The sequence below is a fragment of the Flavobacterium panici genome (assembly GCF_903819335.1).
Taxonomy (GTDB): domain Bacteria; phylum Bacteroidota; class Bacteroidia; order Flavobacteriales; family Flavobacteriaceae; genus Flavobacterium; species Flavobacterium panici.
Window position 1 is genome coordinate 90,015 of the sequence record NZ_CAIJDE010000032.1, and the last position, 24,005, is coordinate 114,019.

The window sequence follows — 24,005 nt, forward strand, 5'->3', positions numbered from 1 at the left end:
ACCTTATCTTCTAGGTGGTTTTTTCATTTGTCGTCTTATCGAATCGAGGTTTATTTGTTGTTTTGAACTTTTTTTGATTGAATCCTTCGGAGTTTTTGAAGTTTCCTTAAGTTTCTTTTTAGCTTCTTTCGCTGCTTTTTTATTTTCGATAGTAACAAGAGAATCTGCAGCTCTCTCGGCTACTTTTAATCGTTTGCCTACTTCATCAAACATATCTTTGTAGTTCTCATAATCTGCGGCATAATACATATTATTTTGAGCAAACTGAAGACTGTCCACTTTATATTTTTTTAAAATGAATTTCGTTGGGCTTGTTTCTGTAGAATCTAACAATTCCTGATGTTGGTATTTCATTGCTTCCAGAAGAGACAAATCATACATAATATCAATCATCTTATCTTTCTCAATAAGTTTTGCAGGTTGTTTTACAACGTCCTTTTTACAACTTACAGAAAGAAACAAAACCAATAGTATTACTAAACAATTCTTCATTTCAGCTTTTTATCTATCAAACAATAATCGTTTTCCGGCGCGGATATCTTTTACTTTAAAGTTATTGTAAACTAATTCCCCGTTTACAAAAGTATGCGTAATTCTAGATTTAAAAGTATAATTTTCAAAAGGCGACCATCCACATTTTGCAAGGATATTTTCTGGTTTTACACTCCATGGCAAACTTGGATTTACAATTACTAAATCGGCAAAATAACCTTCTTTAACAAAACCTCTTTTTTCGATTTTGAAAATTTTAGCAGGATTGTGGCACATTTTCTCCACGATTTTCTCCACACTGATTTTTCCCTGGTGATGTGATTCGAACATTGCCACAACAGCGTGCTGTACAAGCGGACCTCCAGAAGGTGCTTTTAAGTACGATTGTAATTTTTCTTCTTTAGTATGCGGTGCGTGATCTGTCGCAATAACATCAATTCGGCCGTCATTTAAAGCTTTCCAAAGTTCGGCTCTGTCATGTTCAGTTTTTACAGCAGGGTTCCATTTGATGAAATTCCCTTTTGTTTTGTAATCTTCATCGGTAAACCAAAGATGATGTACACAAACCTCAGCTGTAATTTTTTTATCTTCTAATGGAATTTTGTTAGTAAACAATTCCATTTCTTTTGCCGTAGAAAGGTGAAAAATATGAAGTCTTGCTCCCGTTTTTTTCGCCAAAGCCACCGCTTTTGAAGACGAAAGATAACAAGCCTCTGCACTTCTAATTAAATTGTGCGCCGTTACCGGAATATCTTCACCGTATTTTTCTTTGAATTCTGCTAAATTGTTCTGAATTGTAGTTTCATCTTCGCAATGCACCGCAATTAACATTGGTGTACTTGAAAAGATTTTTTCCAGAGTTTCTTCCTTGTCAACCAGCATATTTCCTGTTGAAGAACCTAAGAAAATCTTGATTCCGGCAACATTTTTTGGATTTGTTTTTAAAACTTCTTCCAGATTATCATTTGTTGCGCCCATCATAAACGAATAATTCGCAAATGATTTCTCGGCAGCAATTTGGTATTTATCTTCTAATATTTCCTGAGTAACCGCATTGGGAACCGTATTTGGCTGTTCGATAAAAGAAGTAATTCCTCCTGCAATCGCAGCTCTCGATTCTGATTCGATATCACCTTTATGCGTTAATCCCGGCTCTCTAAAATGAACCTGATCATCAATTGCACCCGGCATTAAATAACTTCCTTCGGCATCAATTACAATACAGTCTGATGTTTTTAGACTGATACTGTCTGCAACCTCAACGATTAAGTCATTTTCGATCAAAACATCTCCGTCAAAAATAGATCCTTCGTTTACAATTTTGGCATTTTTTATTAAAATCCTGTTCATGTTCTATCTTATAATGTATTGACTAATTTTTTTAAGCGAAGAGAAATCACACCCAGAATTGCTTCCTTAATAATAGCGTTACTCATTTTTGAAACTCCTTTTGTTCTGTCTGTAAAAATAATAGGCACTTCTTTTATTTCAAATTTAGCACAATAAGTTCTGTACTTCATTTCGATTTGAAACGCATATCCAACAAACTTTATTTTGTTTAGATTAATTTTCTCTAAAACTTCTCTTTTATAACAAACAAAACCGGCAGTTGCATCGTGAATTTTCATTCCGGTTATAAATTTCACATAAATTGATGCAAAATAGGACATTAAAACACGGCTTAAAGGCCAGTTTACCACATTTACACCTGTAACATAACGCGATCCAATGGCTAAATCCGCACCTCCGAAGTGGCAGGCATCGTATAATTTTTCAAGGTCATTTGGGTTATGTGAAAAATCGGCATCCATTTCAAAAATAAAATCATATTTATGTTCTAATGACCATTTAAAACCATGAACATAAGCGGTTCCTAAACCGGCTTTTTTAGCTCTTTTTTCAAGAAATAATCTTCCCGGATATTCTTCCTGCAATGCAATAACTTTATCGGCGGTATGGTCCGGCGAATTATCGTCGATTATTAGCAGGTGAAAAGATTTATGCTGCGAAAGTACAGCTCTCACTATACTTTCTATGTTTTCAATTTCGTTATAAGTAGGGATTATGACAATACTATCACTCATTTTTTTCTCGGTAATTTCACCGCAAAAGTAAACTTTTTATAGCATTTGGTTCATAATAAATACATAATAAAACTATTGATACAAAAAATTACTAATTTTGTCACGCTATGATTGAACACCTTCATCCACGAATTATTGAAAACAAAGACTGGGCAACAGCTTTGTTTGTCCTGACGTTTGCTGTTGTCGCCATGACAAAATCTGCTTATGAAACTCGTTTTTCAGAATTTAGTAAGCTTATTTTTTCAGATAAGTATGCAAAAATTTATCGGGATAACAGCCACATGAAAAGCATCTTTACGGTTGGTTTATTTTTTGTGCAGGTTATTTCGTTTGCCTTTTTTATTTTGCTAACGATGAACATTTATGATAAAGCCTCAAAAACGGATTATATTTTGTTTATTCAGATTGCAACTTTCCTGCTTTATTTTATTCTGGCTAAATATTTAATTGAGAAAATTGTAGCTGCAGCATTCAACATTGACGACTTTGTGGAGCTTTTTAATTTGCAAAAAGTTACTTACAGAACTTATATTGGCGTTTTAATCCTTCCAATCAATGCAATTTTGTTTTATTATGATAATATTTCAACGATTGTACCGCTAGTAACGATAGGCATTTCACTGTGTATCAGTCTATACTCTTATTTTATTTCAATTAAAACATATCAAAACGTAATAATCGGTAAGTTATTTTATTTTATTTTATATCTTTGCGCTCTTGAAATAGCGCCTTATTATTTTCTTTATTATTGGATAACAAAAGGGAGTGCTTAGAAAATGTTTATAATATGAAAGTGAAAACAATTTTGGTGTCACAGCCTGAACCTAAAGTGGAGAATTCTCCTTACTTTGAGCTCCAACAAAAACACAAAATAAAAATTGATTTCAGACCATTTATTCATGTGGAAGGGGTTAGCGCAAAAGAGATCCGATTACAAAAAATCGATCTTAATCATTACACTGCGATCATTTTAACAAGTCGAAATGCTGTAGATCATTTTTTTAGAGTGGCTGATGAAATGCGTTACAAAGTTCCTGAAGGATTGAAATATTTTTGTCAATCTGAAGCAGTAGCGTTTTATCTTCAAAAGTATGTTGTGTACAGAAAACGTAAAATTTACGTTGGGGCAAAAGATTTTGCAGATTTATCTCCTCTTATCAAAAAGTACAAAGACGAGAAGTTTTTGCTTCCTGCATCTGACCAGTTAAATGCTGATGCTCCTATAACATTAAACGGCCTGAAAGTAGACTGGGCTCAAGCTATTTTTTACAGAACTGTAATGAGCGACTTGTCTGATCTTGCTGATGTTTATTATGATGTTTTAGCGTTTTTTAGTCCAACAGGAATTAAATCTTTATTTAAAAACTTCCCGGATTTTCAACAAAACAACACCAGAATCGCTGTATTTGGAAGCACAACTCAAAAAGAAGCTTTAGATCATGGTTTAAGAATTGATATTCTTGCTCCAACTCCTGAAACGCCTTCTATGACAATGGCTTTAGAAAAATATATTGCAGAAGCAAACAAAGGAAAATAATCCTTTTTTAAAATATTCAAATTTTTAAAATTCCAAATTCCAATTTTTATGTTGGTATTTGGAATTTTTGTTTTTAATCAATTCTTTATCTCCTTTCGTTTCCCGTGGTTGAAACCACCGGCTATGTTTTGAATTTGATTTTTTAATCCCCATTTGGAATTTGGAATTTAAAAATTGGAATTTTATTTTTCCTTCCTTTTAACTACATTTGATTTCTATTCTAAACCCAAATCACAATAAATAGTTTCAAATTATAAGTTATGAAAATCAACTCCCTTTTAATCGAAATTGACGGTATCGACAAAGAAATCCTTCGATATCTTATGGACGATGCCCGAAAACCTATTTTACAAATTGCTAATAAAATTGGCATTTCGGGAGCTGCGATTCATCAGCGTTTAAAAAAACTGGAACAGTCCGGTGTTATTTCAGGATCGAAGTTTACTGTAAATCCAAAAGTTTTAGGTTACAATACTATGGCGTTCGTGGGAGTTTATCTTGATAAAGCTTCCCGAAACTCAGAAGCTGTAAAAGATTTAAAAAAAATACCCGAAGTTTTGGAATGTCATTATACAACCGGAAACTGGTCGGTTTTAATTAAAATTATCTGTCGTGATAACGAACATTTAATGCAGCTTTTAAATACTAAAATTCAGGCCATTGAAGGTGTTTCAAGAACGGAAACGTTTATCTCGCTTGATCAGCAAATTGACAGACAGATTCAATTGTAAAATTAGAGAATGTGACAATTTTTTGATTTATTATTCTAAACTGGACTGAAGTCCAGCTCTACAATATGGATCGAGCCAAGGCTCTTTAGTCGTTCCGAAGGAACATATTATGTTGTAGGGCTGGACTTCAGTCCAGTTTAATTTATATAGATATGCAAAAACAAAACCCGACAGGTTTTAATCTGTCGGGTTTTGTCTTTTTTACACCAAATTTGGAATTTGGAATTTTTATATTGAAATTTAAAATTATTAATTCCTTCTGCTTCCGGAATAAATTGAGATATAGTACAATAAAGTTGCAATCGATCCAAGTGCGGCAACAACATACGTTCTTGCAGCCCATTTTAAGGCATCTTTTGCACCAGCTTGTTCTTCTTGTGTTAACATGTGTTTATTTTCAAGCCATGCTAACGCTCTGTTACTCGCATCATATTCTACCGGTAGTGTAATAATCGAAAACAATGTTGTTACAGCAAAAATTATAATCCCCACTAATAACAATTGCGGAAAAGTTCTGATCATTAAAATTCCGGCTAATAAAACCCACTGCATATAGCTTGAGGCTACGTTTACAATTGGCACTAATTTAGAACGCATCGTTAACCATTCATAACCAATAGCATGCTGAACAGCATGTCCGCATTCGTGAGCCGCAACTGCCGCAGCGGCTGCATTTCGATGATTATAAACTGCTTCACTTAAGTTTACTGTTTTATCTGACGGATTGTAATGATCTGTTAACTGACCCGGAGTCGAAATAACACGAACATCTCTAATTCCATTATCAGCAAGCATTTTTTCAGCTATTTCTGCGCCGCTCATTCCGTTTCGTAATTGCAGTTTAGAATACAATTCAAATTTACTTTTAAGTTTTGAACTTACCATCCAGCTAAACAACATTATCGCTCCGGCAAGTATTAAATATTCACCTCCCATATCTTTATCTTTTTTGATTGAATTTAAATTTACAAAACAAACTGCAAATTATGAACCATTTTAACAAAATGTCATTTTGGCATTTTTTCAGACAAAAAACCATATCTAAATAAAAAAGACGCACTGCTGTGCGTCGCTACAATCTATCTCTATAACAATTGCTTATTTATTTCTTCAAATTTCTCAATCAGGCTGTTTATTTTAAACTGCTGTTTTTTGATTTGTTTTGGAAGAATAAAAAACCAATTAACCGCCATCCATAATAATGTTAGTCCATAAGCCAGACTTGCTCCTAAAAAAGTCATTCTGCTGGCGTATTCATACATGTATAAACAGATTCCAAACGTAAGCGTTGCAAAATAAAAACGCATCATTGTGGTTTGTAAAAATTGTTGTTTCTTTTTAATCAGAATTAAATTTTGAAGGTATTCCTGATTGGTTTGTGTTGTTTCAATGCTTTTATAGGTGCTTAATAATTTATTGTAAACAAATAAATAAATCATCATTGCCAGAATCGTCACGATGATTCCTATTTTAGTCGAAATAAATTGCGGCTGATAATAAATCCAGACAAAAACAATAAACGCAGTTGTTGCAAAAAGCAGCATATTAGTAATCCACAAACTTCTTAAGCCTGCCCTTTTAAATTTATTTACCCGCGCCAGCAAATCCTGCATATCAGGCTGACTTACGGATTGTTTTTTCCATAAATCTTTAAAATCTATATTGTTATCGTTGTCCATTTTCTTTAAATTTTTGAGTCAGTTTTTCTTTTATTCTGTGAATTTTCACTCGCACATTGGCTTCAGAAAGTCCAATAATTTTAGCGATTTCTGCCTGCCTGACATCTTCTAATTCTAATGAGATAATGATACGTTCCGTTTCGGGCAGTTCAGCAATACATTTATATAAAAACTGAATTTGAGGTTCTAATGAAGTTTGTTTTTCTTCTGAAAGATGAATTGGCAGTTCTGATTTTGGAAAGCGTTTTTGCTTTTCTATCTGCCGAAGACAATTATTAGACGCAATTCTAAATATCCAGGTTCCAATAGAAGATTCGTTTCTAAAGGTTTCCAGCTTTTGCCAGACAATTATAAAGGTTTCCTGAGCTAAATCCTGTGCGGCATCATAATCATTCACAAATCCCATGCAAAGCCTGAAAATTCTATCCCAATATGTTTTGTAGATTTCTTCGAATTCCATTTTAAGATTTTAAAAAAGTGTTTAATTGTGTCAAATACCATTCTGTATCATCGTACATTATGAAATGTAAACCTTTATTAGCATATTGAAAATTAGCTGTTTTTAAGTTTTTATACTGCCCTTCGATTGCCGGTTTTAAATTTATAAAATAAGATTCTAATAAAATTAGCGACGGACATTTTATCGTCGAAATCTTATCTCTCAAATCAGTATTAAAGAAATCGCAATACATTTGAGCAAAGGTTTTTCTATCTGATTTTACACTCCAACCGATAACCGTTTCTAGTTTTGAAGTATCCTGCAAAAGTCTCGGCATGGTTTGTTTCTGCATATCATAAAACTGCGTTTCAGTCATTGCCGTCATTTGATTTACTGTTGCTGAACAATCGTTATTTTCTTTTGATTTAAAAGAAGGATCGGTTAAAGCGGCCAAACAAGGCAAGGCATCAACAACGACAATCTTACCAATTAATTCCGGATAATCTGCAGCGATGGCAAGCGCCAGTCCGCCGCCCATACTATGACCGATTATAATTGGTTTTTGTATTTTATTTTCTTTGATGTAATTGGCTATTCCTGTTTTCCAATTTTCGAATGAAGGATTTGGCTGCGGTTCTGCTCCGGCAAATCCGGCCATTGTAAGTGTATAACAGGTAAAATCTTTTTCGAATGCAGTTTTGGTTTCGTTCCAAACTTCGCCAGAAGAAGCAAATCCGGGAATAAATATAATCGATTGTTTTCCTTTTCCGGTTTTAAGAACTTCAAAAGGATATGATTTTGTTTGTGCAAAAACATTTAGACATAATGCAGAGAATAAGAATGCGATAATTAAGATGATATACTTTTTCATTTTTAATAGTTTTAAATTGTTAATTTAATCGGATCCATGCTTTTGATACGTGAACTATTAAAATGTTACAACGAAAATGAAAATTTCAATAAAAAAATTCCAAATTCCAATGTTTGTGCGGGTTTTGTAGCGCAAAGTGCGCTAAGGTTTTTCGCAAAGTTTGGAAGTTTTTTTGTTTGTAATTCCGATAGTTATCGGAGAAGGTCACAAAGCTTTTTCCACAATCGTGTCATACTGAGAAACTAAGGATGACAAACTTTACGCATTGTCAGTCTGAGCGAAGTCGAAGACCGCGCAAGAAGCTCCGCAAATAAATTGACAATCTTTATAGAGTTACGTGCGTGGTCTTCGACTTCGCTCAGACTGACAAAACAAGATGTAAAAAAAATCCCAAACTCCAATCGTAAAATTGGAATTTGGGATTTTTATATTGGACTCGAGCGATAGCGAATAGGCGAAGCAATTTTAAAATTAACCTACAAGGTTGATGATTTTTCCAGGAACAATGATCACTTTATTCGGAGTTCTTCCGTCTAATTGTTTTTGTGTTCTTTCGTCTTTCATTACGATTTCTTCAATTTGTTCTTTGGTTAAATCCAAAGGCAATTCGATTGTGAAACGCATTTTTCCGTTAAAAGAAACTGGATATTCTTTATTCGTTTCAACTAAATGTTTTGCATCAAAAATTGGGAACGACACTTCAGAAATTGAAGTTGTATGTCCTAACTGCGACCACAATTCTTCTGCGATATGCGGTGCATAAGGCGAAACCAAAATTGCTAATGGTTCTAAAATTGCTCTTGAATGACAATTTTGAGAAGACAATTCGTTTACACAAATCATAAATTGAGAAACCGAAGTATTGAAAGAGAAATTCTCGATATCTTCTGCTACTTTTTTGATGGTTTTATGCAATGATTTCAAGTTGTCTTTTGTTGGTTCGTCGTTGTTTACGATTAAACCGTTATCATCAAAATACAATCTCCATAGTTTTTTCAAGAAACCAAAAACTCCCGAAATTCCAGCAGTATTCCAAGGTTTTGCCTGCTCTAACGGACCTAAGAACATTTCGTATAAACGTAATGTATCAGCACCATATTCCGCACAAATATCATCTGGCGTTACCACATTGTATTTTGATTTCGACATTTTTTCGACTTCACGACCAACAATGTATTTTCCGTTTTCGTCTAAAATAAATTCTGCATCAGCATAATCTTCTCTCCAAGCTTTAAATTTTTCAACATCTAATTCATCAGAAGAATTTACCATTGAAACATCAGCATGAATTGGCTGTACTTTTTGATCTCCGATTTTATTTTTAGAAACAAAAGTATTTGTTCCTTCTAATCTGTAAACAAAAGCACTAGTCCCCAAAATCATTCCCTGATTAATCAGTTTTTTGAATGGTTCTTCGGTTGGAGCGAAACCTTTGTCTTTTAAGAATTTATTCCAGAAACGAGAATACAATAAATGTCCAGTTGCGTGTTCACTTCCTCCAATGTATAAATCAACACTTTCCCAGTAAGCTAGAGCTTCTTTACTTGCAAATTCATTTTCGTTGTGTGCATCCATATAACGCATCCAGTACCATGAACTTCCCGCCCAACCCGGCATAGTGTTTAATTCAAGAGGAAAAACTAAAACATTGTCAACTAAATCAGTATCGACAACTTTATTTTGTTTTGTATCCCAAGCCCAAACTGCTGCATTTCCTAATGGAGGCAAACCGTCTTCTGTTGGTAAATATTTCTCAACTTCCGGTAAAATAATTGGCAAATGCTGCGTATCAATCATTTTAGGTAATCCGTTTACATAATAAACTGGGAACGGTTCACCCCAATAACGCTGACGAGAGAAAACTGCATCACGCAAACGGTAATTTGTTTTTCCTGTTCCCTGCCCAATTTCTTCAAGTTTATAAATCGCTTTTGCTGTTGCGTCTTTATAATTTAATCCGTTTAAGAAATCCGAAGCTGCGATTTCAACATTGTCTTTTGATCCGTAAGCACCTTCAGAAATATCAACATTAGCGAAGATATTTTTGATTTCCTGCATTCCGTTTTGACCTTTAAAGAAATTTGCAAAAGCATAATCTCTTTCGTCTCCGCAAGGAACCGCCATAACAGCACCTGTTCCGTAACCAGCCAAAACATAATCACCAATCCAAACCGGAATGGCTTCTTTTGTAAAAGGATGTTCTGCATAAGCTCCTGTAAATACTCCCGAAATTGTTTTTACATCGGCCATACGCTCACGCTCAGAACGTTTTGCTGTTTTTTCGATATACGCTTCAACTGCAGCTTTTTGCTCTGGAGTTGTAATTTTAGCAACCAAATCATGTTCGGGTGCCAAAGTCATAAAAGTAACTCCAAAAATAGTATCAGGACGAGTGGTGAAAACTTCGATTACTTCATCGTGATTTTTCACATTAAAAGTTACCAAAGCACCAACCGATTTCCCGATCCAGTTTCTTTGAGATTCTTTGATAGACTCGCTCCAGTCAATATCGTTTAAACCTTGAAGCAAACGTTCTGCATAAGCAGAAATTCGCATACTCCATTGTGTCATTTTTTTTCTTATAACAGGAAAACCTCCACGCTCAGAAACTCCGTTTACAATTTCGTCGTTTGCCAAAACAGTTCCTAAACCAGGACACCAGTTTACTTCTGTTTCTGCCAAATACGTCATTCTGTATTGCAAAAGGATTTTTTCTTTTTGATCTTCAGAATAAGAATTCCATTCTTCCGAAGTAAAAATCGCAACATTATCGTCGCAAACTGCTTCAACCAATGCATTTCCGCTTTCTTCAAAAACTTTTACAAGCTCTGAAATTTCAAACGCCTGTCCTTGTTTTCTGCAGTACCAAGAATTGAACAATTGGATAAAAATCCATTGTGTATGTTTGTAATAATCAGGATTTGAAGTTCGTACTTCACGGCTCCAGTCAAAAGAGAATCCTATTTTATCTAATTGTTTTCTGTATCCGGCAATCTGCTTTCCTTCTTTATCTACACCACCGTCAATATTTACGCGTGTTGTATCTTCAGGACGCTGTCCTGTCTGGATTGCATATTGTTCTGCCGGCAATCCGAAACTGTCGTAACCCATTGGGTGCAAAACATTGAAGCCCTGGTGTCTTTTGAAACGAGAATACACATCTGAAGCTATGTAACCCAGTGGGTGCCCAACGTGTAATCCTGCTCCAGATGGATAAGGAAACATATCGAGAACATAATGTTTAGGTTTTTCAGAGTTATTTTTTGCTGCAAAAGTTTGATTTTCTGCCCAATATTTTTGCCATTTGGCGTCAATTTCGTTTGGATTGTACTTCATTTCTAAGTGACTAAGATTCTAAGTTACTAAGGTTCTAAGGCTTTTCACTAAATTAATTATTAGGCGCAAATTTACATTTATTGCGCATTGTACCAAAGCTATTTCATTGACAAACAAATAAAATAACAAAATACTTATTTTAAATTAAGTAAAAATACTTATGTTTGTATTTAAATTACGTAGACAAAATATTTTACTCATTCAAAAATTAGTGTTTTAGAAGAATATTTTTACATCAAAACAATTATTTTTACAAAGTCAATAATTAAAATTCAGAATGAGTAACGGCAAAAAATATTCTATTGAAGTTCGGGTTTGGATTGAAGAAACTGAAGGCGCCTTTCTTGGCATTGGTAAAATCTGGCTTTTAGAAAATATTCGAAAAACAGGTTCAATTACAAATGCTGCGAAAGAAATGAAAATGGCGTATCGACAAGCCTGGCAATTAGTTGAAGAAATGAATCAGCGTGCCGAAAGTCCGCTTGTTGAAAAACTATTGGGCGGAAAAGGCGGCGGCGGCGCAAGATTGACAGAAGCCGGAGAAAGAGCGATAACCATTTTTTACGAACTCGAAAAACGCATCAAAGATTTTGCTGAAAAGGAAACTCAAAATCTGAAATTTTAATTTAAAGAAATCAATTCGCAGAGTTTATTTTTAATCTCGCAAAGACGCTAAGTCGCAAAGAGAATAATTTTTAATCTTAAAAAAGAAAAAAAACTTTGCGCCTTTGCGTCTTTGCGAGATTAATAAAACCCAAAACTCGACCGAACTGACGATAAAGATAGTTTAGAAGATGGTGTCAACACGCCGGAATTTAATGTCAACGGAACTTTACTGGCCCAAAACGTCTGGAAAAATCTTAGTACAAGTGCTACAGCGCGTTATCAAAACAATTTTGATTATGTTTCTTTTTTAGTCAGCGGGACTGTTCCTGCTTATTGGTCAATGGATGCACAAATCAATTATAATTTCAAAAAAACCGGTCTTACTACAAAATTAGGCGGAACAAATATTTTAAATAAACCTTATACTTCAATTCTTGGCGGGCCGTCAATTGGCGGATTGTATTATTTATCTTTAGTTTGGGAAACCAGCAAAATTTAATATTTAACCGCAAAGTTCGCTAAGCTTTGTGTTCATAAAGCTTAGCGAACTTTGCTTTTTTTTTGCCACAGATTAAAAGGATTTTTTTAATCTGTGTGAATCCTTTTAATCTGTGACTATTCACAAAGCTTATCAACACAAAGCTTTGCGAACTTTGTATTTTTATAAAACAATACCTTTAAAATAACTTTGTGAACTTTGCGTTACTATTTTTTAGCCACAGATTAAAAGGATTCACACAGATTTTGAAATCATTTTAATGCTTTAATCTGTGGCTATTCTCTTTTAACTTTGCGAACCTTGCGAAAACCTTGCGCACTTTGCGGTTAAATAAAAACTTTTATTCAATATCAAATCGTACATTTATAGTATAAAAGTTTGTTATTAACTTTAAATAAAGAAATTCTTTATTATTTTTACCACATAATTTAAGTATCTATGAGTTCTAATTTTGATAAATTTCAAAAACGCAGGTTAATTTCCTCTTATTTTTCGGTTGTATTAAGTGTATTCTTGGTTTTATTCCTTTTGGGAGTACTGGGATTATTCATTATCAATTCTAAAAAACTAGCAGATGATTTTAAAGAAAAAATCGCCATGACGGTTTTCTTTAAAAACGAAGCGAATGACAGTATTATCAAGGCATTTGATTCAGAATTAAAAAGAGCTCCTTTTGCGCTTTCTTATGTTTATGTAACCAAAGAAAAAGCAGCAAAAGAACATACTGATATTATTGGAGAAGACTTCCTGACATTTTTGGGCGAAAATCCATTATTGAATTCATACGACATTCACTTAAAAGCTGATTATGTTGAAAGGGACAGTATTTCTAAAATCGAAAGTGCATTACGTCAAAACACCATGATTGAAGACATTGTTTACGACAAACAATTAGTAAATCTGGTAAACGACAATATTAAAAAAGTAAGTATGTGGATTTTGATTATCAGCGGTTTCCTTACTGTAATTGCTGTTTTATTAATCAATAGTTCCCTTCGTTTATCAATCCATTCCAACCGTTTTATTATTAAAACCATGCAAATGGTTGGTGCTACAAAATCGTTTATACGTAAACCTTTTGTAACACGCAGTGTAAAATTAGGAATGCTTGGTGCTTTATTGGCAATTATTGCCTTAATTGGACTTTTATTCTATGTAGAAACTAATTTCCCTGGTTTAGGAATTTTAGAAGATAAAGCTTTAATTGGATTGGTTTTATTGGCCGTTTTCGGATTAGGGGTTTTAATTACCTGGGTAAGCACACACTTTGCAACACAGCGTTTCCTTAATTTAAGAACTGACGATCTTTATTAATTTTAGATTTTAGATTGCAGATTTTAGATTTGAAAAAGCCTTCGACTTCGCTCAGGCTGACAAATAAATAAAAATGTCCTTGATTATTCAGGGCAACAAAATATAAAAAATGAAGAACAACAATATTAAAGAAGAACAACAGCAAAAACAGGAATTCCTTTTTGACGGTATCAATTACAAAATTTTATTAGTTGGTATTGGCGTTATTGCATTAGGATTTATTTTAATGTCTGGCGGTGGAAGTGATAATCCGAATGTTTTTAATGAGGATGTTTTTAGTTTTAGACGTATTCGTTTAGCTCCAACCACTGTTTTAATTGGTTTTGGAATCACGATTTATTCTATTTTCAAAAAATCTAAATAAATCAGGTTTATAGATTTCAATTAAAACTTTGAGCGCAGCGAAAGGAAGAATCTGAAATCTAAAATCTAAAATCTAAAATTTCTAATGAACACATTACAAGCTATCGTTCTTGCCATTATTGAGGGAATCACAGAATTTTTACCTGTTTCTTCAACTGGACACATGATTATTGCCTCTTCTTTTTTTGGAATCGCACACGAAGATTTCACTAAACTTTTCACGATTGTTATTCAGCTTGGCGCTATACTTTCGGTTGTTGTTTTATACTTTAAACGTTTCTTTCAAACGCTTGATTTTTACTTTAAACTTTTAGTTGCTTTTATTCCGGCCGTAGTTTTAGGATTATTGCTAAGTGACTTTATTGATGGTTTATTAGAAAATCCGGTTACAGTTGCAGTTTCTCTTTTAATTGGAGGATTAATTTTATTGAAAGTTGACGAATGGTTCAACAACCCAAATACTGCTGAAACTTCACAAGAAATCACCTATTTACAAGCTCTTAAAATTGGATTATTTCAATGTATTGCGATGATTCCCGGAGTTTCACGAAGCGGCGCCAGTATTGTGGGCGGAATGTCTCAAAAATTATCAAGAACAACGGCTGCCGAATTCTCGTTTTTTCTTGCCGTTCCAACAATGTTAGGTGCAACTGCAAAAAAATGTTATGATTATTACAAAGCAGGTTTCGACTTATCTCATGATCAGATCAATATTTTAATTATTGGAAATATAGTTGCTTTTATCGTGGCTCTTTTGGCTATTAAAACCTTTATTGGATTTTTGACTAAAAATGGTTTTAAAGTTTTTGGTTATTACCGAATTCTTGCCGGAATCATCTTATTGCTGATTCACTTTTTCATTCACCCGCTTACCATTATATAATGACACCCGAAGAATATTTAAACGGACAGGTTTTATTGATAGACAAACCTTTAAAATGGAGTTCGTTTCAAGCGGTCAATAAATTAAAATACCTTTTAATTAATAAAGTCGGACTTCCAAAAAAGTTCAAAATTGGACATGCCGGAACTTTAGATCCGTTAGCATCCGGTCTTTTATTAATTTGCACCGGAAAATTTACCAAAAGAATTTCTGAACTTCAGGGTCAGGCAAAAGAATATACGGGAACATTTTATATTGGAGCCACTACTCCATCGTATGATTTAGAAACCGAAATCGATCAGACTTTCCCAACGGAACATATTGATGAAGCTTTAATTCACGAAACGGTGAAACAATTTTTAGGCGAAATCGACCAGAAACCGCCCATTTTTTCGGCTATTAAAAAAGATGGAGTTCGCTTATATGAACATGCGCGTGCCGGAGAATCTATAGAAATTGAAAGCAGAAAAACTACGATTCATGAATTTGAAATTACAAGAATAGAATTGCCTGAAATTGATTTTAGAGTAGTTTGCAGTAAAGGAACGTATATTCGCTCTCTGGCTTACGATTTTGGAAAAGCAATGAATTCCGGTTCGCATTTAACTGTTTTACGCCGAACAAAGATTGGTGACTATGACGTAAAAAATGCGATTGATATTACGTTGTTTGAAGAAAGTCTTACTTCATAAAAAACAAGAAGCACATTACATATAAATATTGTAATGTGCCTACTCCTAAAATAATGTTACTCCATACTTATTGCTTAATCAATAGTGAGGAACATTTCTTTGTCCTCCGAATAAATATCTGGAGAAAAAATCATAAAACCTTTCGAATAACTTTTTCATAATAGTGCATTTTTAATTGTTAGTAGAAAATAGACACCAATAAAAAGAGTAAATCAAAAAATATATAATAGAAGTGGGATTGGTTATAGCAAGATACAAAATTTTCTAATAAAAAAACTATTTTCTTACATTTTTTAAAAACATTATAACATTTACTATCAACACTTTACCACTAAAGGGTTTCAGACAAGTATTACAAAAGTAATCAACAATTAAAGTCGGTTATATTTGATCTTTTCCATGATTTCGACCAGCTCTTCCTGCACAGAAATTCCCTTATCTGCGAGATACCATAATTGTAAATCGGTTTTAATTTTTTCATCAATTGGGCCAACGTCTCTTTTATGGTTAGCCATTAATTCGGCTGCGCCTTTTGGTCTTGGCCCCCAATCTGTGCGAACAATTCCGGCTTCTTTACAAATCACAATAACTTTTGGGATTGCTCTTCCGCCGTTTGTTAAATACTGATTCATCAATTCGTCGTTTTCATCACGAAGTACAATTCGAAGATCAATTTTTTTATTAGATGCATGCGCCATTTTATCTAAAATGGGAAGAATCTGTGCTGCATCTCCGCACCAGCCCTCAGAAATTACAAGCCAGATATAATGATTATCCAGATGCTGGAGTTTTGAAATGACATCTTCAGAGATTTTTATGGTTTTCTCCAGCCTATTCATTCTCGCTTCATTCAATTTAGAATAATTGGTCAAACTTTCTGATTGTTGATTTCCTGTCGATTTTCCTTCAGATAATAAATCGGTTACAAGTTTTCTGTATTCAACATAAGAATGACTATTGAATAATGCTTTGGCTACAACGCTTTTCATATTGTTTCATTTTTAGGATACAATAAAAATACGAAATTTAGGAAGACGGGAGAAATGACAATTGTCACACATTAAACAAAATTTAATTTTAATTCTAAAACTTTTAAATAATCAAATCAGTTTGTTTTAAGTTTACATAGGAATCAATTTCATCCTGCCACCCCTTAAGTTTTTCAGGAGTAATTTTACTTTCTTTCCCGAGCGCTTTCATATCTTCAATTCTTTCTTCTATTGATCTTATCTTCCCAATTTTATAGCATTTACACTTTTCCGTAAATTGGATGAAATTTTGAGTTAATTCAATATATAACTTGGGTCTATCATGATAATAAAAAAATATTTTACCGCTATTATTTTCTCCTATCCCAATTAAAATAAAATCGCCAAAAGTATTATTACCAATTGGAACAAAACCATCCTTTAAGCAGTCAATAAATCTATTGGAATGAAAACTATAATTATAAAATTGATCTGCTTTTGCTACTCCATAAAATCCCTTAAGATCAGATGAAATATTATTTATTCTAAATCTTGTTTCTGGAGTTTTTCCACCATTATATTTCAATAAAAAAGTTTTGTATTCTATAGGAAATTCAAAGCCATACTGATTTTGAATATTTTTTATATATTCCTCAACATCTCTATTATCAAATCCTGATATTAACATCTCTACTTGATTTAAGTTTTTTCTTGCAAATTTATAAATTTTAGTCAACACAACGATTCTAAAATTATTTTGTAAACATTATTTTTAAAAATCAGAATATGTCTATATTTGCACAAATTAACGCGACACACACATGAAATATAAAAGAATTCTTCTAAAACTTAGCGGTGAGGCCTTAATGGGTGATTTACAATACGGAATTGACCCAAAAAGATTAGCCGAATATGCAGATGAAATTAAACAGATCCATGCAAAGGGAGTAGAAATTGCAATCGTTATTGGAGGAGGAAATATTTTTAGAGGCGTTGCCGGTGCCAGCGCAGGAATGGACCGAGTACAAGGTGATTATATGGGAATGCTTGCTACTGTTATTAACGGAATGGCTTTGCAGGGTGCACTTGAAGACAAGGGAATGAAAACGCGTTTGCAGACTGCTTTAAAAATGGAATCTATTGCAGAACCATATATCAAAAGAAGAGCAGATCGTCACTTAGAAAAAGGAAGAATTGTTATTTTTGGTGCCGGAACAGGAAATCCATATTTTACAACTGATACTGCAGCGGTTTTAAGAGGAATCGAAATCAATGCTGATGTGATCTTAAAAGGAACCCGCGTTGATGGTGTTTATGATTCTGATCCTGAAAAAAATGCTTCGGCTGTAAAATTTGATTTTATCTCGTTTGATGATGTTCTTAAAAAAGGACTAAATGTAATGGATACAACGGCTTTTACTTTAAGCCAGGAAAACAAATTGCCAATTGTTGTTTTTGACATGAACAAAATTGGAAACCTTTTAAAAATCTGCGAAGGAGAAAACATCGGAACTGTAGTAAATATATAAGTCCCAGTAACAGTTTACAGTCGCAACGGCTTAAACTGAAAACTGAGACTGAAAAACTGAAAACTAAAAAAAATGACTGAAGAAATCGATTTTATATTAGAAAGTACTGAAGAATCTATGAACGGTTCTATTGCACACTTAGAGAAAGAATTTCTAAACATTCGTGCAGGAAAAGCTTCTCCGGCTATGCTTGGAGGTGTTTTTGTTGATTATTACGGATCTGCAACACCACTTTCTCAAGTGTCAAAAATCAGTGTTCCTGATGCAAGAACAATTACTTTGCAGCCTTTCGAAAAAAACATGTTACAAGCCATTGAAAAAGCTATTTTAATTGCTAATATTGGCTTTAACCCAATGAATAACGGAGACGTTATCATTATCAGCGTTCCGCCTTTAACAGAAGAGCGTCGTCGTGATCTGGCTAAACAAGCTAAATCTGAAGCTGAAGATGCAAAAATTGGTATTCGTAACTCTCGTAAAGACGCAAATACTGACATTAAAAAATTAGAAAAAGAAGGAACTTCAGAAGATATCTGTAAATCTGCAGAAGAAGAAGTTCAAAACTTAACAAACACTTATATTAAAAAAATTGATGAATTATTAGCTGCAAAAGAAGCTGAAATCATGAAGGTTTAAGTATTTGATACTGAAATTCAAAAATCCGTCTGGTAAAATTATCAGACGGATTTTTTTATTCTTATTTTTGCATACCAAAATTGAATTCTTTCCGTTTTTGAATCTATATAATTCTCTATGAGGCTATTTTGTTTTTTGACTTTATTTTTCACGCTTAGTATTCAGGCGCAATTTCAAATAAGCGGAATTGTAACAGATTCAAACAACAAGCCACTTCCCTTTGCTACTATTAAAACTTCTGATAATAGCAACACGATTACGGATGTTGACGGGAAATTTACTTTTAAAACTTTTACACAATCCGAAAATTTTATTGTTTCCTATATTGGTTTTCAAACTAAAACTATTGCTATAGTAGAAAACAAAAAGTTTTATTCTGTTTCATTATCTCAAAAAACAGATGATTTAAAAGAAGTTATTGTTTCTAATGAAAATCCGGCTTTAACGATTATCAAAAAAGTTATTGCCAATAAAAACAATAATAATCCGCAGAAAAAATTAAGCAGTTTTGAGTATAAAACCTATAATAAACTTATTGTTACTGCCAATCCGGATTCAATTGACGGGAGAATAGATTCTTCTGCCGTTTATAAAGACTTTAATAAAAAGAAAATCAACATCGATTCCTCTGATTATAAATTCAAAGAAATAATAAGCAAACAGCATTTATTTCAAACCGAAAAAGTTTCACAATATCAATTCGGAAATAATAAACTTAAAGAAACGGTTCTGGGAACCAAAATAGCCGGTTTTAAAAATCCTATTTATGAAGTTATCGCTTTCAATTTACAGTCTATTTCGATTTACGATAACAAATATGAGCTTTTCGAAACTAAATACGAAAATCCTATTTCGAACACAGCTCTTGGAACCTACAATTACAAATTACTGGATACCGTAAACATAAAAGGACGTGAAACCTTTATGATTTACTTTAAAAATAAGCACAAAAGAAGAACTTCAGGTTTGGAAGGTGTTTTGTATATCGACTCGCAAAATTTCGCTATTGCAAAAGCTGTAATGCGCATAAAAGGCGTTTTAGATATTAGCGGTATTCACGAATTTGATTACGTGCCAAATGAAAAAGTATGGTTTCAAAGTAATACGACTTTTAAAATCGTAAAAGGTAAAAATGACGATGATATTAAAATTTTAGGCGGAACGATTCAGTTTGACGGAGATGTTGCCGAAGATTTTGAACCTAGAAAAAAAGCCGCTTCAGATTTCACCTATTTACTTTCTGAAAGTAATAATTTTGATATTCATTACAATACCGAAACTCCAATAAAAAACCCATCTCTTTATATTGAAATTAAAGACGATGCAAGCAAAAAACCGGAAGAATTCTGGAATCAGTACCGTAAAGAAGCTTTAGACCAAAAAAGCCAGAAAACGTATCAATTATTAGATAGTTTATCCGTTAATAAAAGAATTGAAAAACGTTTAGGATTAGGTCGAAAAATCATTAATGGCTATATTCCAATTGGCCCTGTTGATTTAGATTTAAAGAAAATTATTAGTTACAATAATTACGAAGGTTTTCGTTTAGGTCTTGGAGGCATTACAAATGATAAATTTTCTAAAGATTTTAGAATTGAAGGCTATACGGCATACGGTACAAAAGACGGTGTTGTTAAATACAATTTAGGAGCTGGTGTTTTATTAGACCAAAATACGAACACTTGGTTAAACGGATCATATACAGATGATGTTCGGGAAATTGCGAGTACCGTTTTTGCTGTTGACAAACGTGTATTTAAAATTTATGACCCTAGACCAATTAACATTAGTACTTTCTACAAATACACTAGTTGGAAAGCAAATGTGCAAACGAAAATTATCCCGAAGACAGAAGCTGTTCTGGAACTATCCAGAACGTATGTTGAGCCTAAGTTCGATTATCTTTTTAATTACAACGGTCAGTTGTATTCAAGTTTTATTATGACAACCGCAATGGTTTCTATTGTTTGGGCGCCTTTCAGCGACTTTATGCAGACTCCAACCGGTAGAACTGAATCAGACAAAAGATTCCCTAGATTTACTTTTCAGTATACACAATCGCTGCCAAATGTTTTAGATAATGATTTTAGTTTCGGGAAAATAGATTTCAAAACGGAGTACGAAAAGAAATATCTAAACGGTCAAAAAACAAGTCTGCTTTTGCAAGGTGGTCATGCAATAGGCGATGTTCCGATTACACATTTATATAATACAATGCCGAATAACCTTACTAAGGAAACTATTATCCAGCGTATAACTTTTGCCGGAAGAAACAGTTTTGAAACTATGTTTTTTAATGAATTTTTCTCCAGCCAATATGTGTTTTTCCAAATCAAACATGGTTTTGATAGAATTAAAATCATGAAAAAAGTACGTCCTTCACTAGTTTTAGTTACCAGAATGGCGTGGGGAAATATGGAAAAACCAGAACAGCATGTTGGCCCAACTTATAAAACATTAGATAAAGGTTTCTTCGAATCGGGAATTGAATTAAATAAAATCTACAAAGGTTTTGGTCTCGGCGGATTCTATCGTTATGGTCCAAATCAATTACCTGAATTTGACGATAATATTGCGGTTAAGATTTCTTATGTTCTTGATTTGGGATTATAAATTTTAAATTCCAAATCTTAAAATTCCAAATTCCAATTAGACCGAGTTTAACCGCAAAGGTCACAAAGTTTTTTTTCGCAAAGTTTGCAAAGTTTATTAAGAAAACATGTTTTGATGAGAGCACAAAGCAGTTCTCCTATTTTGTCTTCCTGAGCGAAGTCGAAGGATCGTCTCGTAACTCCACAAAGTTTAATTATACACAAAGTTTGTCATTTCGATTTCTATAATAAACTTTACGATTAACCTTTGTTAAAGTTTAAAACTTTGACAAAGGTCTGCAGACAATTAATACCATAAAAAAATCCCAAACCCCAATCTTAAAAATTGGAATTTGGAATTTAAATATTGAAATTTTAAAACTACCTATGGCTTCAAAATCAAAACCGAAGGCGTATTATTCAACCATGTGCTTTGAGATTCAATCAACTTTTTCCAGCTGTCTAAACTTATAATCATTAAGTTCTGACTATCCAGAAAATCTTTTTTGATTGTTCTGTCGTGCATAATCATAATATGATTTGGTGCAATTTGTTCGATAGAACGAATCGTTTCCTGAATGTCGCGTGTGTTTTTTACTTCTCCGCTGGCATCCAGAACTGTAATTTGCGAACCATTATTATTGATTAATTTCTTAGCAAAATCAATTAAAAAAGCATCTTCACGGCTAAAAATCGGCATGAAAACCTGATTCACTTCTTCAAGATCTTTATCAATAAAAATACCAACCGGCATTTTGGTTTTTGCAAGAATGTGACGTGTTCTTTCGTCAAAAGGATTATTTTCAAACAAACCTTCTTTTCCGGTAAACTTGTCAATTAAACGATCCGGATTTACAATTCGGGTTGTAAAACCAAGAATTTTTCCAAGTAAAGTTCCATCAAAAATAGACTGTCCTAAACCAACCAATAGTAAATCATATTCTCCTTGGTTCGCTGCGTCAATGATATCGGTATCAATATCATTAGAAACTTTAAACAGACTGACCATATTTTGATTCAGCTTATGAGATTCGTCAATAACCGGAACTAACATTTTACGTTCGTGTTCTTTTATATCAAATGAATGTATTTCTGTACTTAAAGACAAATGCATCGCCGTTACGATTGAATTATCCTGCTGTTTTTTAACTAAACTATTGGCAATTTGCAACAGTTTTTTTCCTCTTTCAGGAGTTCCAAATGAAAGCAGTATTTTGTATTTGCTTTTGTTTCCAATTTCCTGCGGAATAGCGGTAATTTTATCTTTAAAAATAAACCCGATGAAGTCTAAGGCCGGACCTGTCATAAAAGTAGTTACCAATGCCATAATAACCATAATGGTAAAAATCTCTGTAGATAAAACACCAAGATCATATCCAATATTTAAAACAACCAGTTCCATTAAACCTCTCGTGTTCATCAAGGCTCCAATAGCCAGACTATCTTTCCAGTTTTGACCCACAAATTTTGCTGCTAATGCGCTTCCAAAGAATTTTCCGGCTACGGCAACCGCTATAATTAATCCGGTAATTTTCCATAATTCGGGATCATTAAGCAAACCTATTTGTGTACGCAAACCTGTAAATACGAAGAATAATGGCAGTAATACAATTATCGCAACATCTTCTACTTTCTCAATAAATATATTTCTGAATTTATTATTTTCCGGCATAATTGCTCCCGCTAAAAAAGCTCCGAATAAAGCATGAATTCCGATTAATTCAGCAGCGTATGCAGAAATTAAAAGTGTAATGAAGAAAATCGCAACAACTGGTTTGTTTAAACTTTCTCTTGTTGAATTTAAATCTCCAACACGTTTTAGGAACGGACGAACGATTTTCAACATTATAATTACATACAAAATTGCTAAACCAATCACATACAATGCGCTTGTGAAAGAACCTGCTTTTACAATAGCAATTACAACAGCCAGGATACACCAAGCTGTGATATCGTCTGCAGCGGCACACGTTATGGCAATGGTTCCGAGTTTGGTTTTCTGCATACCTCTTTCCTGCACAATTCTGGCCAAAACCGGAAATGCAGTAATACTCATCGCAATTCCCATAAACAATCCGAAAGAAGCAAACTCCACACCAACCGGCGCAAAAGTATGATATATATAATATGCTAAGCTTAATCCTAATGCAAACGGAATTACAATACTGGCGTGACTAATAACAACGGCATCGTGTGCTTTGTTTTTTAGTACTTTCAAATCCAGTTCCATTCCGATAACGAACATGAAAAGAATTAAACCAATCTGACTTAAAAATTGTAAGTTTCCTAAAGATTCTTTTGGAAATAAAGCGGCAGAGAATTCCGGAAAATACATCCCTACTAAAGACGGTCCAAGAACAATTCCGGCGATCATTTCACCAATTACAGACGGCTGTCCAATTTTTCTAAAAAACCACCCAAACAAACGTGCCACTAAAATAATAGTCACGATCTGTGCCAGTAAAATAGCTAATGGATGCTGTAAGTTTTCAACCATTGAATGAAGAAAATCATTCCAATGATTACTTTCGATTTTTTTCTTGATGATATTACGGCCTACTTCTAGTGCAGCGCCTTTTGAAATTACCCAATATATCAGAGCGGTAAAACCTCCAATAATGGTTACATAGAATAAGGAGTTCTTAATGTTATTCATAACTCGTTCTTTTAATTATTGCCGCAAATATCAGAAGTGGGCTTCAAGTGGAAAAGTAAATTTACACCTAATTTTCAATGTATGTAACAAGTCGGA

Annotated in this window: 23 protein-coding genes; 12 read left to right on the top strand and 11 right to left on the bottom strand. The window is 33.5% G+C overall.

The genetic code is table 11. From position 1 onward, the window contains the following. Positions 1 to 3 precede the first annotated feature (3 nt). The 3 genes from FLAPXU55_RS05335 to FLAPXU55_RS05345 are packed head-to-tail and all read right to left on the bottom strand — an operon-like array spanning position 4 to position 2,576. A complete protein-coding gene (locus FLAPXU55_RS05335; RefSeq protein WP_180856874.1) occupies positions 4 to 492 on the bottom strand; it encodes a DUF4296 domain-containing protein in 489 nt (162 codons plus the stop codon). Positions 493 to 501: 9 nt separating this feature from the next. Continuing rightward, complete coding sequence (locus FLAPXU55_RS05340; protein ID WP_180856875.1) at positions 502 to 1,842, bottom strand: dihydroorotase; 1,341 nt, start codon at positions 1,840 to 1,842, stop codon at positions 502 to 504. Between the two features lie 8 nt (positions 1,843 to 1,850). Beyond that, the gene (locus tag FLAPXU55_RS05345) at positions 1,851 to 2,576 is read right to left on the bottom strand and encodes a polyprenol monophosphomannose synthase (protein ID WP_180856876.1); all 726 of its coding nucleotides are present in this window, start codon (positions 2,574 to 2,576) and stop codon (positions 1,851 to 1,853) included. A gap of 107 nt (positions 2,577 to 2,683) precedes the next feature. On the opposite strand from FLAPXU55_RS05345, the gene FLAPXU55_RS05350 reads away from it, so the two are divergent. The 3 genes from FLAPXU55_RS05350 to FLAPXU55_RS05360 all read left to right on the top strand — a co-directional run bounded on the left by FLAPXU55_RS05350 (position 2,684) and on the right by FLAPXU55_RS05360 (position 4,847). After that, the gene (locus FLAPXU55_RS05350) at positions 2,684 to 3,352 is read left to right on the top strand and encodes a DUF4271 domain-containing protein (RefSeq protein ID WP_180856877.1); all 669 of its coding nucleotides are present in this window, start codon (positions 2,684 to 2,686) and stop codon (positions 3,350 to 3,352) included. 14 nt (positions 3,353 to 3,366) lie between these two features. After that, a complete protein-coding gene (locus FLAPXU55_RS05355; RefSeq protein WP_053472472.1) occupies positions 3,367 to 4,116 on the top strand; it encodes a uroporphyrinogen-III synthase in 750 nt (249 codons plus the stop codon). Positions 4,117 to 4,376: 260 nt separating this feature from the next. Beyond that, the gene (locus FLAPXU55_RS05360; RefSeq protein WP_035681816.1) at positions 4,377 to 4,847 is read left to right on the top strand and encodes an Lrp/AsnC family transcriptional regulator; all 471 of its coding nucleotides are present in this window, start codon (positions 4,377 to 4,379) and stop codon (positions 4,845 to 4,847) included. A gap of 249 nt (positions 4,848 to 5,096) precedes the next feature. Here the strand turns inward: FLAPXU55_RS05360 and FLAPXU55_RS05365 are convergent, their stop codons facing one another. The 5 genes from FLAPXU55_RS05365 to leuS all read right to left on the bottom strand — a co-directional run bounded on the left by FLAPXU55_RS05365 (position 5,097) and on the right by leuS (position 11,172). Further along, positions 5,097 to 5,783, bottom strand: a complete 687-nt coding sequence (locus tag FLAPXU55_RS05365) for a zinc metallopeptidase (protein ID WP_053472471.1) — start codon at positions 5,781 to 5,783, stop codon at positions 5,097 to 5,099. A 149-nt stretch (positions 5,784 to 5,932) separates the two neighbouring features. Then, positions 5,933 to 6,526 (bottom strand): hypothetical protein, encoded by a 594-nt coding sequence (locus FLAPXU55_RS05370; RefSeq protein ID WP_180856878.1) that lies wholly within the window; start codon positions 6,524 to 6,526, stop codon positions 5,933 to 5,935. Continuing rightward, a complete protein-coding gene (locus tag FLAPXU55_RS05375; protein ID WP_053472469.1) occupies positions 6,513 to 6,986 on the bottom strand; it encodes an RNA polymerase sigma factor in 474 nt (157 codons plus the stop codon). Before FLAPXU55_RS05375 ends, FLAPXU55_RS05370 begins: the two co-directional genes overlap by 14 nt. 1 nt (position 6,987) lies before the next feature. Further along, the gene (locus FLAPXU55_RS05380) at positions 6,988 to 7,836 is read right to left on the bottom strand and encodes an alpha/beta fold hydrolase (RefSeq protein ID WP_180856879.1); all 849 of its coding nucleotides are present in this window, start codon (positions 7,834 to 7,836) and stop codon (positions 6,988 to 6,990) included. A 471-nt stretch (positions 7,837 to 8,307) separates the two neighbouring features. Beyond that, the gene (gene leuS / locus FLAPXU55_RS05385) at positions 8,308 to 11,172 is read right to left on the bottom strand and encodes a leucine--tRNA ligase (protein WP_180856880.1); all 2,865 of its coding nucleotides are present in this window, start codon (positions 11,170 to 11,172) and stop codon (positions 8,308 to 8,310) included. Between the two features lie 277 nt (positions 11,173 to 11,449). Between leuS and FLAPXU55_RS05390 the strand changes: the two genes are divergently transcribed. The 6 genes from FLAPXU55_RS05390 to truB all read left to right on the top strand — a co-directional run bounded on the left by FLAPXU55_RS05390 (position 11,450) and on the right by truB (position 15,529). Beyond that, positions 11,450 to 11,797: a winged helix-turn-helix domain-containing protein gene (locus FLAPXU55_RS05390; RefSeq protein ID WP_180856881.1), complete on the top strand. Its 348-nt coding sequence runs from the start codon at positions 11,450 to 11,452 to the stop codon at positions 11,795 to 11,797. A gap of 321 nt (positions 11,798 to 12,118) precedes the next feature. After that, a complete protein-coding gene (locus tag FLAPXU55_RS05395) occupies positions 12,119 to 12,277 on the top strand; it encodes a hypothetical protein (RefSeq protein ID WP_180856882.1) in 159 nt (52 codons plus the stop codon). 438 nt (positions 12,278 to 12,715) lie between these two features. Further along, positions 12,716 to 13,591: a cell division protein FtsX gene (locus tag FLAPXU55_RS05400; RefSeq protein ID WP_053472464.1), complete on the top strand. Its 876-nt coding sequence runs from the start codon at positions 12,716 to 12,718 to the stop codon at positions 13,589 to 13,591. A gap of 109 nt (positions 13,592 to 13,700) precedes the next feature. Then, positions 13,701 to 13,955: a DUF3098 domain-containing protein gene (locus tag FLAPXU55_RS05405; RefSeq protein ID WP_053472463.1), complete on the top strand. Its 255-nt coding sequence runs from the start codon at positions 13,701 to 13,703 to the stop codon at positions 13,953 to 13,955. A gap of 84 nt (positions 13,956 to 14,039) precedes the next feature. Then, the gene (locus tag FLAPXU55_RS05410) at positions 14,040 to 14,837 is read left to right on the top strand and encodes an undecaprenyl-diphosphate phosphatase (RefSeq protein ID WP_180856883.1); all 798 of its coding nucleotides are present in this window, start codon (positions 14,040 to 14,042) and stop codon (positions 14,835 to 14,837) included. Further along, on the top strand, positions 14,837 to 15,529 hold the full coding sequence (truB, locus tag FLAPXU55_RS05415; protein ID WP_180856884.1) for a tRNA pseudouridine(55) synthase TruB: 693 nt from the start codon (positions 14,837 to 14,839) through the stop codon (positions 15,527 to 15,529). The genes FLAPXU55_RS05410 and truB overlap by 1 nt, the downstream gene beginning before the upstream one ends. Before the next feature lie 371 nt (positions 15,530 to 15,900). Here truB and FLAPXU55_RS05420 read toward each other — a convergent pair whose 3' ends face one another. Together FLAPXU55_RS05420 and FLAPXU55_RS05425 are read right to left on the bottom strand one after the other, a co-directional pair. Then, positions 15,901 to 16,518 (bottom strand): thioredoxin family protein, encoded by a 618-nt coding sequence (locus FLAPXU55_RS05420; protein ID WP_180856885.1) that lies wholly within the window; start codon positions 16,516 to 16,518, stop codon positions 15,901 to 15,903. Positions 16,519 to 16,621: 103 nt separating this feature from the next. Beyond that, positions 16,622 to 17,185: an SMI1/KNR4 family protein gene (locus FLAPXU55_RS05425; RefSeq protein WP_180856886.1), complete on the bottom strand. Its 564-nt coding sequence runs from the start codon at positions 17,183 to 17,185 to the stop codon at positions 16,622 to 16,624. A 133-nt stretch (positions 17,186 to 17,318) separates the two neighbouring features. On the opposite strand from FLAPXU55_RS05425, the gene pyrH reads away from it, so the two are divergent. The 3 genes from pyrH (at position 17,319) to FLAPXU55_RS05440 (ending at position 21,275) form a co-directional block, all read left to right on the top strand. Continuing rightward, positions 17,319 to 18,026, top strand: a complete 708-nt coding sequence (gene pyrH, locus FLAPXU55_RS05430; RefSeq protein WP_053472459.1) for a UMP kinase — start codon at positions 17,319 to 17,321, stop codon at positions 18,024 to 18,026. 72 nt (positions 18,027 to 18,098) lie between these two features. Then, entirely contained in the window at positions 18,099 to 18,662 is a 564-nt protein-coding gene (gene frr / locus FLAPXU55_RS05435; RefSeq protein WP_053472458.1) for a ribosome recycling factor, read from the top strand. Positions 18,663 to 18,779: 117 nt separating this feature from the next. Further along, positions 18,780 to 21,275, top strand: coding sequence for a DUF5686 family protein (locus FLAPXU55_RS05440; protein WP_180856887.1), 2,496 nt, complete (start codon positions 18,780 to 18,782; stop codon positions 21,273 to 21,275). A 363-nt stretch (positions 21,276 to 21,638) separates the two neighbouring features. Here FLAPXU55_RS05440 and FLAPXU55_RS05445 read toward each other — a convergent pair whose 3' ends face one another. Next, positions 21,639 to 23,909 carry a cation:proton antiporter gene (locus tag FLAPXU55_RS05445; protein WP_180856888.1) on the bottom strand — a complete coding sequence of 757 codons (2,271 nt, stop codon included), beginning with the start codon at positions 23,907 to 23,909 and terminating at the stop codon, positions 21,639 to 21,641. Positions 23,910 to 24,005: the final 96 nt, after the last annotated feature.

Bases quoted from the DNA above. Each gene is read 5' to 3' on its own strand.
- FLAPXU55_RS05335 (WP_180856874.1), bottom strand. From the start codon at position 492: ATGAAGAATTGTTTAGTAATACTATTGGTTTTGTTTCTTTCTGTAAGT.
- FLAPXU55_RS05340 (WP_180856875.1), bottom strand. From the start codon at position 1,842: ATGAACAGGATTTTAATAAAAAATGCCAAAATTGTAAACGAAGGATCT.
- FLAPXU55_RS05345 (WP_180856876.1), bottom strand. From the start codon at position 2,576: ATGAGTGATAGTATTGTCATAATCCCTACTTATAACGAAATTGAAAAC.
- FLAPXU55_RS05350 (WP_180856877.1), top strand. From the start codon at position 2,684: ATGATTGAACACCTTCATCCACGAATTATTGAAAACAAAGACTGGGCA.
- FLAPXU55_RS05355 (WP_053472472.1), top strand. From the start codon at position 3,367: ATGAAAGTGAAAACAATTTTGGTGTCACAGCCTGAACCTAAAGTGGAG.
- FLAPXU55_RS05360 (WP_035681816.1), top strand. From the start codon at position 4,377: ATGAAAATCAACTCCCTTTTAATCGAAATTGACGGTATCGACAAAGAA.
- FLAPXU55_RS05365 (WP_053472471.1), bottom strand. From the start codon at position 5,783: ATGGGAGGTGAATATTTAATACTTGCCGGAGCGATAATGTTGTTTAGC.
- FLAPXU55_RS05370 (WP_180856878.1), bottom strand. From the start codon at position 6,526: ATGGACAACGATAACAATATAGATTTTAAAGATTTATGGAAAAAACAA.
- FLAPXU55_RS05375 (WP_053472469.1), bottom strand. From the start codon at position 6,986: ATGGAATTCGAAGAAATCTACAAAACATATTGGGATAGAATTTTCAGG.
- FLAPXU55_RS05380 (WP_180856879.1), bottom strand. From the start codon at position 7,836: ATGAAAAAGTATATCATCTTAATTATCGCATTCTTATTCTCTGCATTA.
- leuS (WP_180856880.1), bottom strand. From the start codon at position 11,172: ATGAAGTACAATCCAAACGAAATTGACGCCAAATGGCAAAAATATTGG.
- FLAPXU55_RS05390 (WP_180856881.1), top strand. From the start codon at position 11,450: ATGAGTAACGGCAAAAAATATTCTATTGAAGTTCGGGTTTGGATTGAA.
- FLAPXU55_RS05395 (WP_180856882.1), top strand. From the start codon at position 12,119: ATGGATGCACAAATCAATTATAATTTCAAAAAAACCGGTCTTACTACA.
- FLAPXU55_RS05400 (WP_053472464.1), top strand. From the start codon at position 12,716: ATGAGTTCTAATTTTGATAAATTTCAAAAACGCAGGTTAATTTCCTCT.
- FLAPXU55_RS05405 (WP_053472463.1), top strand. From the start codon at position 13,701: ATGAAGAACAACAATATTAAAGAAGAACAACAGCAAAAACAGGAATTC.
- FLAPXU55_RS05410 (WP_180856883.1), top strand. From the start codon at position 14,040: ATGAACACATTACAAGCTATCGTTCTTGCCATTATTGAGGGAATCACA.
- truB (WP_180856884.1), top strand. From the start codon at position 14,837: ATGACACCCGAAGAATATTTAAACGGACAGGTTTTATTGATAGACAAA.
- FLAPXU55_RS05420 (WP_180856885.1), bottom strand. From the start codon at position 16,518: ATGAAAAGCGTTGTAGCCAAAGCATTATTCAATAGTCATTCTTATGTT.
- FLAPXU55_RS05425 (WP_180856886.1), bottom strand. From the start codon at position 17,185: ATGTTAATATCAGGATTTGATAATAGAGATGTTGAGGAATATATAAAA.
- pyrH (WP_053472459.1), top strand. From the start codon at position 17,319: ATGAAATATAAAAGAATTCTTCTAAAACTTAGCGGTGAGGCCTTAATG.
- frr (WP_053472458.1), top strand. From the start codon at position 18,099: ATGACTGAAGAAATCGATTTTATATTAGAAAGTACTGAAGAATCTATG.
- FLAPXU55_RS05440 (WP_180856887.1), top strand. From the start codon at position 18,780: ATGAGGCTATTTTGTTTTTTGACTTTATTTTTCACGCTTAGTATTCAG.
- FLAPXU55_RS05445 (WP_180856888.1), bottom strand. From the start codon at position 23,909: ATGAATAACATTAAGAACTCCTTATTCTATGTAACCATTATTGGAGGT.